This is a genomic window from Methylobacterium sp. E-005, assembly GCF_022829725.1.
Lineage (GTDB): Bacteria > Pseudomonadota > Alphaproteobacteria > Rhizobiales > Beijerinckiaceae > Methylobacterium.
Genome location: NZ_JAKSYG010000179.1, coordinates 101,317 through 116,087 on the forward strand (window position 1 = coordinate 101,317; position 14,771 = coordinate 116,087).

The window sequence follows — 14,771 nt, forward strand, 5'->3', positions numbered from 1 at the left end:
CCGTTGCAAACCTGGAATCAGGTTTACGATCCGTTCGGGAGCCCGTGGCTTTCGACGCTCGCCGCCTCAGTGCCGGTCATCGCACTGCTCGCCATGATCGCCAGCGGGCGGGTGAAGGCCCATATCGCGGCCGTCATCGCCCTCGGGCTTGCCCTCCTGGTCGCCGTCGTGGGGTTCGGCATGCCGACCGGCCTCGCCGGCCGGGCCGCGATCCTCGGGATGGTCACCGGCTTCTTCCCGATCGGCTGGATCATCCTCAACGTCATCTTCCTCTACCGGCTGACGGTGGAGAAGGGCTGGTTCGCGATCCTCCAGCAATCGGTTGCCGGCATCACGGCCGACCGGCGGCTGCAGCTGCTCCTGGTGGCCTTCGCGTTCGGCGCCTTCTTCGAGGGCGCGGGCGGATTCGGCACCCCGGTTGCGGTGACGGGCGCCATCCTGATCGGCCTCGGCTTCTCGCCGCTCGCAGCTTCCGGCCTGTCGCTGATCGCCAACACGGCGCCGGTGGCCTTCGGGGCGCTCGGCGCGCCGATCCAGGGCCTGGCTTCGGTCACAGGTTATCCGCCCGAGATCCTCGGTGCGATGATCGGCCGGCAGCTGCCGCTGTTCTCGCTGATCGTGCCGTTCTGGCTGATCTGGGTGTTCGCGGGCTTCCGCGGCATGATCCGGGTGTGGCCGCCGATCCTGGTCTGCGGCGCCTCCTTCGCGGTCGCGCAGTTCCTGATCTCCAACTACGTGAACCCCTGGATCGTCGATATCGGCGCCTCGCTGGCCTCGATGCTCGCGCTGGTGCTGTTCCTGAAGGTCTGGCACCCCAAGGAGATCTGGTCGTCGCCGGCGCTCCGCGGGCATGATCCGTCGCTTGCCGTCGCGGGTCCCCGCCCGGTGGCGCTCGGCGCCGGCGTGCCCGGTACGCCCCCGGTCCATCTCGGGGCCCGCACGGCCTCGCAGGGCGAGATCCTGATGGCCTGGGTGCCGTGGATCGTCCTGTCGATCATCGTCGCCATCTGGGGAACCGGCTGGTTCAAGGGCATCGTCAACCCGCTCTTCACCTGGAAGTACGAGGTGCCGGGCCTGCACAACGTGATCATGAAGGTCCCGCCGGTGGTGCCGAAGCCGGTGCCGGAGGGCGCGGTCTTCCTGTTCACCTACATGTCGTTCACCGGCACGGGTGTGCTGATCGCCGCGATCATCTCCGGCCTGATCATGCGGTTCTCGCCGGTGCGGCTCGTGACGGCCTATGTCGAGACGATCTGGGCCCTGCGCTACTCGCTGATCACCATCTCGGCGATGCTGGCGCTCGGCGTCCTCACCCGCTACGCGGGCGTCGACGCCACCCTCGGGCTGGCCTTCGCGGGGACCGGGATCCTCTACCCGTTCTTCGGCACGCTGCTCGGCTGGCTCGGCGTCGCGCTCACCGGGTCGGACACGGCCTCGAACGTCCTGTTCGGCGGCCTGCAGCGGATCACCTCCGAGCAGCTCGGCTTGCCCGGCGTGCTGATGGCGGCGGCGAACTCGTCGGGCGGCGTGATGGGCAAGATGATCGACGCCCAGTCGATCGTCGTCGCCTCCACGGCCACCGGCTATTTCGGGCAGGAGGGCAAGATCCTGCGGTTCGTGTTCTGGCACTCGATCGCGCTGGCCTGCCTCGTGGGCCTGTTCGTGATGCTCCAGGCCTACGTGCCGTTCTTCCAGCACATGGTGATCGACGTCCCCGCGGCGGCGCCGGCCGCTCACTGAGGCTGACCCATCAGCCGAATCCATGGACCGGCCGCCCTCGGGCGGCCGGTCGCGTTTCAGGCGCCGCGACGGCCCGGGCGATCCGTGCTACAGGCCGGATGCCGGGCCCCGCGGGGCCGGCACAGGGATCCAAGCGGACGGTTCGGGACGGGCGCGTTGAAGAAGGCCTACGTCAAATCCTACGGGTGCCAGATGAACGCCTACGACGCGGCCCGCATGGCCGACGTCCTGGGCGCCGAGGGCTACGCGCCGACCGATTCGGTGGAGGAGGCTGACGTCGTCGTCCTCAACACCTGCCACATCCGCGAGAAGGCCGCCGAGAAGGTCTATTCGGAACTCGGCCGCCTGCGCGTGCTCAAGGGCGAGCGGCAGGCGCAGGGCCTCGACACCCGTATCGTGGTGGCGGGCTGCGTCGCCCAGGCCGAGGGCGCCGAGATCCAGGCCCGCCAGCCCGCCGTCGACGTGGTGGTCGGTCCCCAAAGCTACCACCGCCTGCCCGACCTCCTGGCCCGCTCCCGCGAGCGCCGGGTGGTCGACACCGAATTTCCGGTCGAGGACAAGTTCGATCACCTGCCCCGGCGGCGGACCCTCGGGGCCTCGGCCTTCCTCACCGTGCAGGAGGGCTGCGACAAGTTCTGCGCGTTCTGCGTGGTGCCATACACCCGGGGCGCCGAGGTCTCGCGGCCCGTCGCGGCCGTTCTGGCCGAGGCCGGGAAGCTGGCCGAGGCCGGCGTCCGCGAGGTCACGCTGATCGGCCAGAACGTCAACGCCTATCACGGCGCGGGGGCGGACGGTGCGCCGGTCGGCCTCGCCGAGTTGGTGCGGGCGGTCGCAAAGATTCCCGGGATCGCGCGGATCCGCTACACCACGAGCCATCCGAACGATTTCGACGACGCGCTGATCCGGGCCCATGCCGAGGTGCCGGCCCTGATGCCCTACCTGCACCTGCCGGTGCAGTCTGGCTCGGATCGGATCCTCGCGGCGATGAATCGGAAGCATACCGGCGACCAGTACCGCCGCCTGATCGACCGGGTGCGCGCGGCCCGGCCCGACGTCGCCCTGTCGTCCGACTTCATCGTCGGGTTCCCCGGCGAGACCGACGCCGACTTCGCCGAGACCCTGCGGCTCGTGCGCGATGTCGGCTTCGAGAGCGCCTATTCGTTCAAGTACAGCCCCCGCCCCGGCACGCCGGCGGCCGACCGGGGCGATCAGATGGCGGAAGCCGTGATGGCGGGACGGCTCGCGGAGCTGCAGGCCCTGCTCGACAGCCAGCGCCACGCCTATCAGCGGGCGGCCGAGGGCCGGGTGTTCGACGTGCTGGTGGAGAAGCCCGGCCGGCATGCCGGCCAGGTCGCGGGCAAGACGCCGCACCTCCTCGCCGTCCAGTTCGATGCCGGGCCGCACCATATCGGATCGGTGGTTCCGGTGCGGATCACCGCGGCGGGCACCAACAGCCTGTTCGGTGAGCTCGTCTCGGAGGCCGCGGCGGCGTGAGGGGCATGACGAGGATGACGGCTTGAGCGCGTCGGACGGGGCTGGGGCGCGCGGCGCCCTGAAGGGGCGCGGACCGGTTCGCCCGGCCGGGCAGGACGAGGCGGTCGAGGTGCCGCTGACCTTCGACGACAACCGCCTCGCGAGTCTCGTCTTCGGCCAATACGACCAGAACGTCGCACATATCGAGCGCCGCCTGGATGTCACCGCGACGGCCCTCGGCAACCATCTCGTCATCAAGGGCACGCCCGACGCCGCCGAAAAGGCTCGGCGGGTGTTTCAGAAGCTCTACGCAAGGGTGCGGACCGGCGGAAGCACGCTGACGCTCGGCGACGTGGACGGCGCGATCCGCGAGGCCACCGCCCAGGCGACCCTGTTCCCGGCCGAGACGATCGCGGCCGAGGCCGACATGCCGCATTTCGAGCAGATCGCCACCCGCAAGCGCGGGGCCGTGCGGGCACGCAACCCGGCGCAGGACGAATACATCAAGCTCCTGCGCACCAACGAGCTGGTCTTCGCCGAGGGGCCGGCCGGCACCGGCAAGACCTGGCTGGCGGTCGGTCACGCGGTCTCGCTGCTGGAGCAGGGCCACGCCGAGAAGCTGATCCTGTCGCGGCCCGCCGTCGAGGCTGGCGAGCGCCTTGGCTTCCTGCCGGGGGACATGCGCGAGAAGGTCGATCCCTATCTGCGCCCGATCTACGACGCCCTCTACGACTTCATGGAGGCGCGCCACGTCGACCGCGGCCTACAGACTGGGCAGATCGAGATCGCGCCGCTGGCCTTCATGCGCGGCCGGACCCTCACCAACGCGGTGGTGCTGCTCGACGAGGCGCAGAACACGACCTCCATGCAGATGAAGATGTTCCTCACCCGCTTGGGGGACGGTTCGCGCATGATCATCACGGGCGATCCAAGCCAGATCGACCTGCCGCCGGGCCAGAAATCCGGCCTCGTGGAGGCGGTCCGCGTGCTGGATGGCGTCGAGGGGATCGGCCGCGTGCGGTTCAAGGATGTCGACGTTGTCCGCCACGACCTCGTGCGCCGGATCGTCACGGCTTACGAGCGCGCCGCCCATGGCGAGGATGACGCCGACCGCAACTCGAACCCCCGGCGCCGGCCGCTGGCGTGAGCATGCCACACGCCATCGACCTCGCCGTCGAGGATGAGCGCTGGGAAACCGCGATCCCCGGCCTCGAAGCCCTCGTCATCCGCGCCGTGGAGGCGGGGCTCGCCATCGCCCCCGAGACGCCGGACGGCCCCGTCGAGGTCAGCGTCCTGCTGACCGACGATGCCGCCGTTCAGGAACTCAACAAGACGTGGCGCGGCAAGGACAAGCCCACCAATGTCCTGTCGTTCCCGGCCGCCCCGCAGCCGCGGCATGCGCAGGTCGCGACGCCGCTGGGCGACGTGGTCCTTGCGTACGAGACCCTGGTGCGCGAGAGTGCGGAGCAGTCGAAGCCGCTCCAGAATCACCTCGCCCACCTCCTCGTCCATGGCACCTTACATTGTCTCGGTCAGGACCACGAGACCGGCGAGGCCGAGGCCGAGGCCATGGAATCCCTCGAAGTCGCGGCCCTCGCGACCCTCGGTATCCCGGATCCCTATGCCTGAGCGCGCGACGCCCGAGCGACCCCAGACCCGAGAGACATGAGCAACGATCGAAGTCGCGGCGCGGCCCTGGCCGCGCCCAGTTCCAGCGAGGGCGAGTCCCAGAATCGGGACCCCTGGTACGACCGCCTGCTCCAGGCGCTCCACCTCAAGCCGCGTGATTCCCTGCGCGAGGGTCTTGAGGAGGCCCTGGCGGAGCCGGATGCCGGCGAGAGCGGATTGTCTCCGCTCGAGCGCGTGATGCTCAAGAACGTTCTGGGCCTGCACAAGGTGCGGGTCGACGACGTGATGATCCCCCGGGCCGATATCGTCGCCGTCTCCAACGAGACGAGCCTCGGCGACCTGCTCAAGTTGTTTCGCACCGCCGGCCATTCCCGCCTGCCGGTCTATGGCGAGACCCTCGACGATCCCCGCGGCATGGTCCACATCCGCGATCTCGTGGACCACATCGCCGCCAAGGCCGAGCCGACCCGGCGGAGCGTTCCGACAGCCAAGCCCGCGGACCCGGCCGTCGACGGCGCGGCCGATTCGCTCGCCGCACCGCGTGTCCGCCGTCCGGCGCCGCGGCTTCCGCGCGGCCTCGACCTCGGCAAGGTCGACCTGACCACGACCCTGGCCGCAACCCGCATCCAGCGCCCGGTCCTGTTCGTGCCGCCCTCCATGCCGGCGATCGACCTACTGGTGCGGATGCAGGCGACCCGGACCCACATGGCGCTGGTGATCGACGAGTATGGCGGCACCGACGGGCTGATCTCCATCGAGGACCTGATCGAGGTCGTGGTCGGCGACATCGAGGACGAGCACGACGTCGCGGAGGCCAATTACGTCCAGCGGGTCGATGGCGAGGGCGAGGTCTTCGTGGCCGACGCGCGCACGCCGCTGGCCGAGGTGTCGGAGGCGACCGGCGTCGATCTGGCGGCGGCCGTCGGCGAGATGGCCGAGGAGATCGACACGCTGGGCGGCATGATCGTGACGCTGGCGGGCCGCGTCCCGTCGCGGGGCGAGCTGATCGCCGGCCCCGGCGACCTCGAATTCGAGGTGCTCGATGCCGATCCCCGCCGCCTGAAGCGGTTGCGCTTCCACAAGGGTGCGGCGCGGATTGGTGCCGTGGTACCGCTCGCCCTGCCCCCGCCCTCCAATCCCACGCCGCCGGCCGCCGAGACGCCCCACCCGTGACGGTCCCGGCGTGACGCGTCCGGCGGAGGGTTATGCTCGGGTTTCCGCGGCGCCGGGCGCGTTGACGCGCGTCCCGGTCTCCGGGTTCCTGCGGGTCATCAGCGGCCTGACCGGCTGGCGTCGCCTCGGGCTGGCGTGGCTTTCCGGAGCTTTCGGGGCGCTGGCGATGCCGCCGTTCGGGGCTCTACCGGCCCTGGTGGTCTCCTTGACCGTCGCGGTCTGGCTCATGGACGGGGCGGCCGCGGATCGCCCTGCCCTGCGGCGGCTCTGGCTGGGCTTCCTGATCGGCTGGGCCTGGGGCTTCGGCTATCTCACCGCGGGCCTGTGGTGGCTGGGCCAGGCCTTCCTGGTGGAGGCCGACGAATTCCTCTGGGCGCTGCCGCTCGGCGTCATCGGCCTGCCCTTCGGACTCGGCCTGTTCTACGGTGCGGGTTTCGGCGCCGCTGGCCTGCTGTGGCGTCGGGGATGGGGGCGGATTGCTGCTTTGGCCCTGGGAGTCGGTGCCGCGGAGTGGCTGCGCGGCCATCTGTTCACGGGCTTCCCGTGGAACACCCTCGGCATGGCGCTCGCCCAGAACCTCTGGCTGATGCAGGGGGCCGCTGGGATCGGCCTGTACGGGCTGACCGTGCTGGCGATCCTGATCTGCGCCGCCCCCGCGACACTCGCCACCGTTCCTGATCCGGCCGGCCGGTTCGGCCCGAGTGCGGCCGCCGCGCTCCTTCTCGTCGCCCTGGCCCTGTTCGGCGCCGAGCGCCTGGGGCCGCCGGATCCCGTGGTGGCGGGTGTTCGGCTGCGCCTCGTCCAGCCGAACCTGCCGCAGGACGCCAAGTTCCGGCCCGAGAACCGGGCCGACATCGTTGACCGCTACATCGAGCTGAGTCAGCGCCCGGTCGAGGCAGGTCAGCCCGAGCCGACCCATATCGTCTGGCCGGAATCGGCGTTCCCGTTCCTGATCCAACGCGATCCCGACGCCCTGGCCAAGGTGGCGGCCGGTCTCAAGCCCGGGCAGCACCTCGTCACCGGCGCGGCCCGGGCCGAGGAGCCGCTGCCGGGCGAGCGCCTGCGCTACTTCAACGCCATCCTGGTGATCGGGCCGGATGGTGTGATCTCCGACAGCTACGACAAGGTTCACCTCGTCCCTTTCGGCGAGTACCTGCCCGGTCCCCTCGACGCGGCCCTGCGGGCGCTCGGCCTGCGCCAATTCGTGGCCGTACCGGGCGGCTTCTCGGCGGGGGCGCGCGCGGCACAAAGGATTTTGGCCGTTCCCGGTTTGCCGCCGGTGGCGGCGACGATCTGCTACGAGGCGATCTTTCCGGGCGCGATCCTGCCCGCCGGCCGCGCCGCGCCCGCTTCCAGCCCGCCGGGGCTGATTCTGAACGTCACCAACGATGCGTGGTTTGGCGACACGCCGGGCCCGCGTCAGCATCTCGCCCAGGCCCGTCTGCGCGCCGTCGAGGAGGGGCTGCCGCTGGTGCGCGACGCGAATACCGGGATCTCCGCAGTCATCGACCCGCACGGCCGCATCACTGCGCAGACGCCGCTGGATCAGGAGACGTGGCTCGATGCCGATCTACCGGCCCGCATCGTCGGCGGCACCCTGTACGGCCGGTTCGGTGACGCGGCCTTCGCGGTGATGCTGGCGGCCTGCCTCGTCGGTGCGGTCACCGGGCGGCGGAGATGAGCGCGGAGCCCGCCGGCGCGCGCCGGATCCTCCTCGCCCTCGCGCTGATGCTGGTGGCGTTCAACCTGCGGCCGGCGCTCAGCACGGTCGGTCCCCTGCTGGCGACCATCCGGGATTGCACCGGCCTCGGCGCGGGCGGGGCCGCGATCCTCACGACCCTGCCGGTCCTGTGTCTCGGCATTGCCTGCGCGCTGGCGGCACCGCTTATCCGACGGATCGGGGCCGATCTCGCGGTGCTCGCGGGCACTGCGATCCTGGCGGCTGGGTTGACCTTGCGCGGCCTCGGCGGCCTCGTCCCGCTCTTTGCCGGGACGGCGCTCGCCGCGATCGGCATCGGCCTCGACAACGTGCTGCTGCCCGCCCTGGTCAAGCGCGATTTCGCCGGCAACAGCGGCCTCATGACCGGGCTCTACACCATGACGCTCTGCCTCGGCGCGGCGGCGGGGGCGGGTGCGTCGGTGCCGGTCGAGCACGCGCTCGGGGGTGGCTGGCCGTCCGCCCTGGCGATCTGGTCGCTGCCGGCCCTCGCCGCTGGCCTGCTCTGGATCCCCTTCGCCCGGCGGCCGAGCGCGCGGTCAGCCCCCTCGGCCGGACGGCTGCTCCGCAATCCCCTGGCGTGGTGGGTGACGGGCTTCATGGGCCTGCAATCCTCGCTGGCCTACATCCTGTTCGGCTGGCTGCCGCTGCTGCTGCAGGGGCGTGGGCTGTCACTGTTGGATGCCGGCCTGTTCGCCTCGCTGACGACGCTGGTCCAGGCGCCCGGAGCCCTGATCACCGCCACGCTGGCAGCCCGCGCCCGCGATCAGCGCGCCTGGATCGTCGTGATTCCGGGCCTGACCGCGATCGCCTTCCTTGTGCTCGCCTTCGGGGCGGACGCGTTGCGCATTCCGGCTGCCTGCGCGCTGGGGTTCGGGATCGGCGGCTGCTTCGGCCTCGGGCTGGCCCTGATCGTGCTCCGGGCGGCGGATGCGGCGAGCGCCGCGGGCCTGTCGGCCATGGCGCAGGGCATCGGCTATGCGGGCGCGTGCCTTGGGCCCCTGGCGTTCGGGCTCGCCCACGAGGCGACCGGGGGATGGGGTATTCCCGGAACCCTGTTCGTCGGGATCACCGCCGCCGCAATTCTGATCGGCCTCGCGGCTGGCCGCGACCGGAAGGTCAGCGCGGCGGACCCGGATCCCCGTGGCCCGGTCGCTCAGCCGCCGCGCGTGCTCCAGCCCTCGAACCCGGCCAGCGGCTCCTGATCGTAGCGCAGCATCAGGTCTTCCATCGCTTCGGCATCCGAGAGGCGTTCGGCAGCGGCAAGATCCGCTAAGCTCTCGAAGAACCCTTCGCGGGCGAGCGCCGGCGTGAAGCTGAGGATGAACCGGACCGGCTGGTCGCTGCGGTTGGCGAAGGCGTGGGGCGTACCGGGCCGGACCAGCGCGAAATCACCGGGCCCGAGATCGAATTCCGCCCCGTCGAGGTGCAGGGCGAGGGTGCCGGCCTCCACCGCGAAGGTCTCGGTCAACCGGGCGTGCCGGTGCAGCCCCGCGCCCGGCGTACCGGGGTCCAACGTGAGCCGGTAGATCCCGAGGGCGTCCGTCGTCGCATCGCTGCGCGCGAGGTAGGTGACGCGTACGCCGCCGAACGCCACGTCGGGTTTCGCGTCGTGACGGATAAGCGCTGCCATGGCGTCCTCCAACCTGTTCGAGACTCAAGCCAGCCGAGACCGGCATCATGCGAGAAGGGGCTGACTGCCGCAATGTTTCGAGGCATTCTGGCGCCGGAAGGCCATGTCGTCCTCCTCGGTGAGACAATAAATCACCACGGGTGTTTCCAGATCCGATACTGCTATCGAATGACGGTACAATAGAATTGAAGATTTTCGAAAAATTATCTCTTCGGCGGCCGACATTCTGCAGCTGCATGGCCGCTGATGTCTTAAGCGTGCGGCGCCCTTGACTGAACACGAGACGCGCGCACGTTTATGCAGAGACTCATGGCAAGGGCCGGCCGGTGGGCGGCATCCGCGTCGGGTGATCAACATGGTACGCATCGATCGGGCAAGACGTCACCGCGTGTGCACCGCGCTGATCTTGCTGTCCCTGACCATGGCGGGGGCAGAGGCGCACGGGTTCGGTGGTTTCCATGGGGGGGCAGTCGGGCCGCGGGTTGGAGCCTGGGGGCGGCCGCTCGGACCGGTACGGCCCGGCATCGCGCCCGGCGGTTTTGTCCGACCCGGCTTCGTCGGGCGTCCTCCCTACACCGATCATCATCACCATTGGCACCGGGGCTACTGGGGCTATGGCTCCGGCTTGGGCGGTTTCGGGCTGGGCCTGGGCCTCGGCGGATTGCTCGGGACCTATGGCGATCCCTGGTATGACGACGGTTACGTCGATACGCCGCCGGTCGACATGGCGCCGGTGGAGGTTCCCGTCGAGGTAGAGGCGGAGACGAACGATCCGGTGGCCATCGCGGTCTGCGCGCGGCGCTTCAGGACCTACGATCCGCGGACACAGACCTATATCGGCAGGGGCTACGTGCGGCGCCCCTGTCCTTGGAGGCCCAGAGCGGCGCGTAGAAGTCGCTCGCCACGATCTCCGGACCGGCGCCACGCGTGACAGGTGTCGAGAGAACACTCATCCTACCCGTGGCCTCATCCGAAGGTGCCGAAGCGCAGCGATGGTCTCGAAGGAGGGCTCCAAATGGCCCTGCGATTCCTGAAGCTCCCCTTCGAAGCCCCTAGGCGGTCACCTCAAGGATGCGGTGACCGGGCTGGATTCCATCGCCCCGGCCGGTCCAACCCTCCGGGCCAGCAAAAAGGCCCCGCGAGCCAGCGCTCACGGGGCCTTCTGTCAGTCCGGTGCCGAGAAACTTACTCGGCGGCGACCCGGTGGGCCTGCGAGCCGTCCGTGTAGGTCTCGGTCTGCAGGCGCTTGCCCGGGGCGGCGCGGCCCGGAAGCGGCGGCAGGGCCTTGGCCTTCTCCAGATCGATGCCGGCTCCCTCGGCGACGCGGCGGCCGTAATCCTCGTCCGCATGCCAGAAGTGCCAGACCATCCGCAGCTGGATCGGCTCCGGGCACTGCTTCATGTCGCCGACCAAGTTAGCGATCAGGTCGTCGCGCTCCCAATCCGCGAACGAGCGGTAGCGGACGCCCGCCTGGGTGTAGTCGTCCTCGGTCCGCGAAGTCTGGTAGCGGCCGAGGTTGCCCTGCACCGGCTGGTGGTAATCCTTCGCCGGCTTCGGCGCCTCGCGCAGGCCCTCGGCCAGCGTCGACGGCTCGTAGTTGATGTGCTTGTTCGGACCGGTGCCGTCGACACCGTAGGTCATCTGGCCATCCCGCTGGTTCGAGTAGACCTTCACGCCGGGCTGCGGCGCGTTGATCGGCAGCTGGAGGTAGTTGGCGCCGACACGGTAACGCTGCGTGTCCGAGTAGGACAGCGTCCGGCCCTGCAGCATCTTGTCGTCCGAGAAGTCGATCCCGTCGACCAGCACGCCGGTGCCGAAGGCCGACTGCTCGACCTCAGCGAAGAAGTTGTCCGGCACCCGGTCGAGCACCATCCGGCCGCAGGGCAGCAGCGGGAACTGATCGACCGGCCACAGCTTCGTGTCGTCCAGCGGGTCGAACGAGAGATGGTCGTTCGGGCCGTCCGGCATGATCTGCACGGCGAATTCCCACTCGGGGAAGTTGCCGGCCTTGATGTTGTCGTACAGGTCGCGGGTCGCGTGGCCGACATCCTTGGCCTGGATCTCGGAGGCCTGGCTCGAGGTCAGATTCCGGACGCCCTGCTTCGGGATCCAGTGGAACTTGCAGAGCACCGCCTCGCCCTGGTCGTTGACCAGCTTGTAGGTGTTGACGCCCGAGCCCTCCATCTCACGGTAATTGGCCGGGATGCCCCAGGGCGACTTGAGGTGCGTCACCATGTGGATGGCTTCGGGGTGCTGGGCCACGAAGTCGAAGAAGCGCCACGCCTCCTGGCGGTTCGTCACCGGATCCGGCTTGAACGCGTGGATCATGTCGGGGAACTTGATCGCGTCGCGGATGAAGAAGACCTTGAGGTTGTTGCCCACGAGGTCCCAGTTGCCGTCGACGGTCTTGAACTTCACCGCGAAGCCGCGCGGGTCGCGCTCGGTCTCGGGGCTCTCCTTGGCACCGGCCACGGTGGAGAAGCGCACGAACATCGGCGTCTTCACGCCGGTCTCGTTCAGCACGCGGGCGCGGGTGTACTTGGAAGCCGGCTCGTTGCCGATCTTGCCATAAGCCTCAAAGTAGCCATGGGCGCCGGCGCCGCGGGCGTGGACGACACGCTCCGGGATCCGCTCGCGATCGAAATGCGTGATCTTCTCGATGAACTGGTAGTTCTCGAGCGTCGCGGGGCCGCGCTCACCGACCGTACGCATGCTCTGGTTGTCGCGGACCGGATGGCCCTGGCGGGTGGTCAGGATCGGGCGTTGATCGGTCATGCGTACCGTCTCTCCGTTTGCGAAGGCTTCCCCGGTGGGCAACGAGGCCAGCCTGGAACCGTTCTGGGAAAAGGTTATGACCCCAGCACGAGTTCGAGGCAAATGCATCGTCACAAACACTGTGATAGATGCAATCTATGAATCTGGCCGGTCTGTCCCTGCGGGATCTCGAATACGTCATCGCCATCGCCGACGAGGGGCATTTCGGCCGGGCGGCGGAGCGCTGCAACATCAGCCAGCCGACGCTGAGCGTGCAGGTCCGCAAGCTGGAAACAGCCCTCGGGGTGGTTTTGTTCGAACGGTCGAAGCGCCGCGTCCTCCTGACCGAGATCGGTCAGGTGATCGTGCGGCAGGCGCGCGTGGTTCTGGCGGAGGCGCAGCGCCTCCTGGCGCTGGCCAGTGAGGGGCGCGGCTCGCCGCTCACCGGACGCCTGATCCTCGCGGCGATCCAGACGCTCGGCCCCTACTTTTTCCCGCTGGTGCTGCGGCCGCTGCGCGAGGAGTACCCGCTGCTCTCGCTGTCCTTGCAGGAATCCCGGACCGCCGGGATCGTCGAAGGCCTGCGGGACGGGCGGATCGACGCCGCTCTGGTCTCCCTGCCGGTACCGCAGCACGGGCTGACGGTCGCGCCGCTCTTCGTCGAGCCCTTCTGGCTCGCCTGCCCGGCCGAACACGCCCTGGCCCGCGGCGGCGCCCTTTCGGCCACCGAGATCACCGGGCCGGACCTTTTGCTTTTGGACGAGGGCAACTGCCTGCGCGATCAGGCGATCGCGGCCTGCGGAGCCGGTTCCTCGGTCGGCCGTCATGCCACGAGCCTGGAGACCCTGCGTTCCATGGTGGCGGCCGGCGCCGGCTACACCCTGCTCCCCGCCCTCGCGGTGCCGGCCGGGCCCGATCCGAGTGGCCTGACCGTGACCCGGGCCTTCGATGTCGACGGCCCGGGCCGCACCATCGCGCTGGCGTGGCGGTCGAGCGATCCCCGTGTCCCAGGCCTGTCGCGCTTGGCGGCCTTCTTCCGGGCGCATGCGCCGCCCGGCACCGCAGCCTGTCGCGATGGGACGGCACAATCCTTCGAGCCCTGATATCGGCGCGAGGCTGCCGCGCCGAATCTTTGCCGTGACAGGGCCAATATTCCGGTGTAGCGCGCGGCCTAAGCCCGATCTCCCATGCGGGCACCGCCTCCCGCGATCGCCTTGCCGTCCTTGCGCACCCTCGGCCTCTGGGCCGCCCTCGCCGTCGTCTCGGCGGCCATCTCGTACGGCCTGATGCGCGCGCATTTTCCGGCGGCGCTGCTGCTCGGGCCGATGATCGGAGCGATCGCGTTCGGCGTCGGCGGGTCGCGGCTCCACGTCGCGCGACCTGCCTTCAACGCCGCCCAGGCGATGATCGGCTGCCTCGTAGCCCATGCGGTCACCGGGCAGATCGCCCAGACCCTGCTGGAGGACGGTCCGCTCATCGTCGCCGTCGTGCTCGTGACCGTGGCGGTCAGCGGCGTCGTGGGCTGGGTCCTCACCCGTCTGCGGGTGCTGCCCGGCACCACCGCCGCCTGGGGCTCCTCGCCGGGCGGCGCCTCCGCCATGGTGGCGATGGCCGAGGATTTCGGTGCGGATCCCCGGCTCGTCGCCTTCATGCAGTACGTGCGCGTCGCCGCGGTGGTGTTCTCGGCCTCCCTGGCCGCGCGGTTCCTGATGGAGAACCCGGCCGCCATGGGCCCTGCCGGCGGCGCCGAGACCATCGAGCCTCTCTCCCTCCTGGCGACCCTCGCGGTGGCCGTGGTCGGCGCCGGCGCGGCCCTCGCCCTGCGGGTGCCGGCGGGCGCCCAGGTCGGCCCGATGGTGCTGGGCAGCCTCCTCCACGCCACTGGGCTCGTCCGGATGGCCCTGCCGGTTCCGATCCTCGAACTCGCCTATGCCTGCATCGGCATCTATGTCGGGCTGCGCTTCACCCGCGAGACCCTACGGCTGACCGTCACGGCGCTCCCCGGCATCCTGGTGGCGACCTTCTCGGTGATCGCCCTCTGTGCCGCCTGGGGCTGGGGGCTGACCCTGCTGCTGCCGATCGACCTGCTCACCGCGGTGCTCGCCACGAGCCCGGGCGGGCTCGATTCGGTGGCGATCATCGCGGTCGGCTCCAAGGCGGACGTCTCCTTCGTGCTCGCGGTCCAGACCCTGCGCCTGTTCGTGGTTCTGCTCACAGGCCCGCTCCTGGCGAAGTGGATCAGCCGGTCCGTCCCCGAGGGGGCGGCGTGATGAACGCCCTCGTCCTCGCCTTCCTCAATTCCTGGCGCGGCCTGCGCCACGGGGCGCGCACCGAGCGGGCGGTGCGTCAGGAGCTGGTTCTGCTGGCGGTGGGCGTGCCGGTCGCGCTGCTGCTCGGCGCGACCCTGTGGGTGCGCGTGGCGCTGATGGTGAGCCTGTTGCTGATGCTGGCCGCCGAGTTCCTCAACACGGCCGTCGAGAAGCTCTGCGACCATGTACACCCGAGCCACCACCCGATGATCGGCCGGGTGAAGGATCTCGCCTCGGCCGGGACCTTCATGGCCCAGGTGGCGGCGCTGCTGGTGTGGGTGGCGGCGCTGGTCGAGCGGCTGGGCTGATCTGCCCTGCCCCCCGGGCGCTCGCTTCCGCGGCC

At 69.9% G+C, this 14,771-nt stretch carries 13 protein-coding genes; 11 read left to right on the forward strand and 2 right to left on the reverse strand.

The genetic code is table 11. The features are described from left to right. Positions 1 to 3: 3 nt before the first annotated feature. The 7 genes from MKK88_RS20030 to MKK88_RS20060 all read left to right on the forward strand — a co-directional run bounded on the left by MKK88_RS20030 (position 4) and on the right by MKK88_RS20060 (position 8,937). Positions 4 to 1,740: an L-lactate permease gene (locus MKK88_RS20030; RefSeq protein ID WP_244002780.1), complete on the forward strand. Its 1,737-nt coding sequence runs from the start codon at positions 4 to 6 to the stop codon at positions 1,738 to 1,740. Positions 1,741 to 1,896: 156 nt separating this feature from the next. Then, positions 1,897 to 3,234: a tRNA (N6-isopentenyl adenosine(37)-C2)-methylthiotransferase MiaB gene (gene miaB / locus MKK88_RS20035; protein WP_244002782.1), complete on the forward strand. Its 1,338-nt coding sequence runs from the start codon at positions 1,897 to 1,899 to the stop codon at positions 3,232 to 3,234. A 22-nt stretch (positions 3,235 to 3,256) separates the two neighbouring features. Continuing rightward, entirely contained in the window at positions 3,257 to 4,360 is a 1,104-nt protein-coding gene (locus MKK88_RS20040) for a PhoH family protein (RefSeq protein WP_409566680.1), read from the forward strand. A 2-nt stretch (positions 4,361 to 4,362) separates the two neighbouring features. Then, positions 4,363 to 4,842, forward strand: coding sequence for an rRNA maturation RNase YbeY (gene ybeY / locus MKK88_RS20045; RefSeq protein ID WP_244002941.1), 480 nt, complete (start codon positions 4,363 to 4,365; stop codon positions 4,840 to 4,842). Between the two features lie 36 nt (positions 4,843 to 4,878). Beyond that, complete coding sequence (locus MKK88_RS20050) at positions 4,879 to 6,015, forward strand: hemolysin family protein (RefSeq protein WP_244002784.1); 1,137 nt, start codon at positions 4,879 to 4,881, stop codon at positions 6,013 to 6,015. A gap of 10 nt (positions 6,016 to 6,025) precedes the next feature. Further along, complete coding sequence (gene lnt / locus MKK88_RS20055; protein ID WP_409566681.1) at positions 6,026 to 7,696, forward strand: apolipoprotein N-acyltransferase; 1,671 nt, start codon at positions 6,026 to 6,028, stop codon at positions 7,694 to 7,696. Further along, complete coding sequence (locus tag MKK88_RS20060) at positions 7,693 to 8,937, forward strand: MFS transporter (RefSeq protein ID WP_244002788.1); 1,245 nt, start codon at positions 7,693 to 7,695, stop codon at positions 8,935 to 8,937. The genes lnt and MKK88_RS20060 overlap by 4 nt, the downstream gene beginning before the upstream one ends. Here MKK88_RS20060 and MKK88_RS20065 read toward each other — a convergent pair. Then, positions 8,889 to 9,365, reverse strand: coding sequence for a cupin domain-containing protein (locus MKK88_RS20065; protein ID WP_244002789.1), 477 nt, complete (start codon positions 9,363 to 9,365; stop codon positions 8,889 to 8,891). The genes MKK88_RS20060 and MKK88_RS20065 overlap by 49 nt on opposite strands. Positions 9,366 to 9,720: 355 nt before the next feature. Here MKK88_RS20065 and MKK88_RS20070 point away from each other — a divergent pair, with 355 nt between their 5' ends. Beyond that, positions 9,721 to 10,296 (forward strand): BA14K family protein, encoded by a 576-nt coding sequence (locus MKK88_RS20070; RefSeq protein ID WP_244002791.1) that lies wholly within the window; start codon positions 9,721 to 9,723, stop codon positions 10,294 to 10,296. Positions 10,297 to 10,550: 254 nt separating this feature from the next. Here MKK88_RS20070 and MKK88_RS20075 read toward each other — a convergent pair whose 3' ends face one another. After that, a complete protein-coding gene (locus MKK88_RS20075; protein ID WP_244002794.1) occupies positions 10,551 to 12,140 on the reverse strand; it encodes a catalase in 1,590 nt (529 codons plus the stop codon). Positions 12,141 to 12,277: 137 nt separating this feature from the next. On the opposite strand from MKK88_RS20075, the gene MKK88_RS20080 reads away from it, so the two are divergent. From MKK88_RS20080 to MKK88_RS20090, 3 genes are all read left to right on the forward strand, one after another. Beyond that, on the forward strand, positions 12,278 to 13,222 hold the full coding sequence (locus MKK88_RS20080) for a LysR substrate-binding domain-containing protein (RefSeq protein ID WP_244002796.1): 945 nt from the start codon (positions 12,278 to 12,280) through the stop codon (positions 13,220 to 13,222). Positions 13,223 to 13,333: 111 nt separating this feature from the next. Next, positions 13,334 to 14,389 (forward strand): AbrB family transcriptional regulator, encoded by a 1,056-nt coding sequence (locus MKK88_RS20085; protein WP_409566685.1) that lies wholly within the window; start codon positions 13,334 to 13,336, stop codon positions 14,387 to 14,389. Next, positions 14,389 to 14,736 carry a diacylglycerol kinase gene (locus MKK88_RS20090; protein ID WP_243916940.1) on the forward strand — a complete coding sequence of 116 codons (348 nt, stop codon included), beginning with the start codon at positions 14,389 to 14,391 and terminating at the stop codon, positions 14,734 to 14,736. Before MKK88_RS20085 ends, MKK88_RS20090 begins: the two co-directional genes overlap by 1 nt. Positions 14,737 to 14,771: the final 35 nt, after the last annotated feature.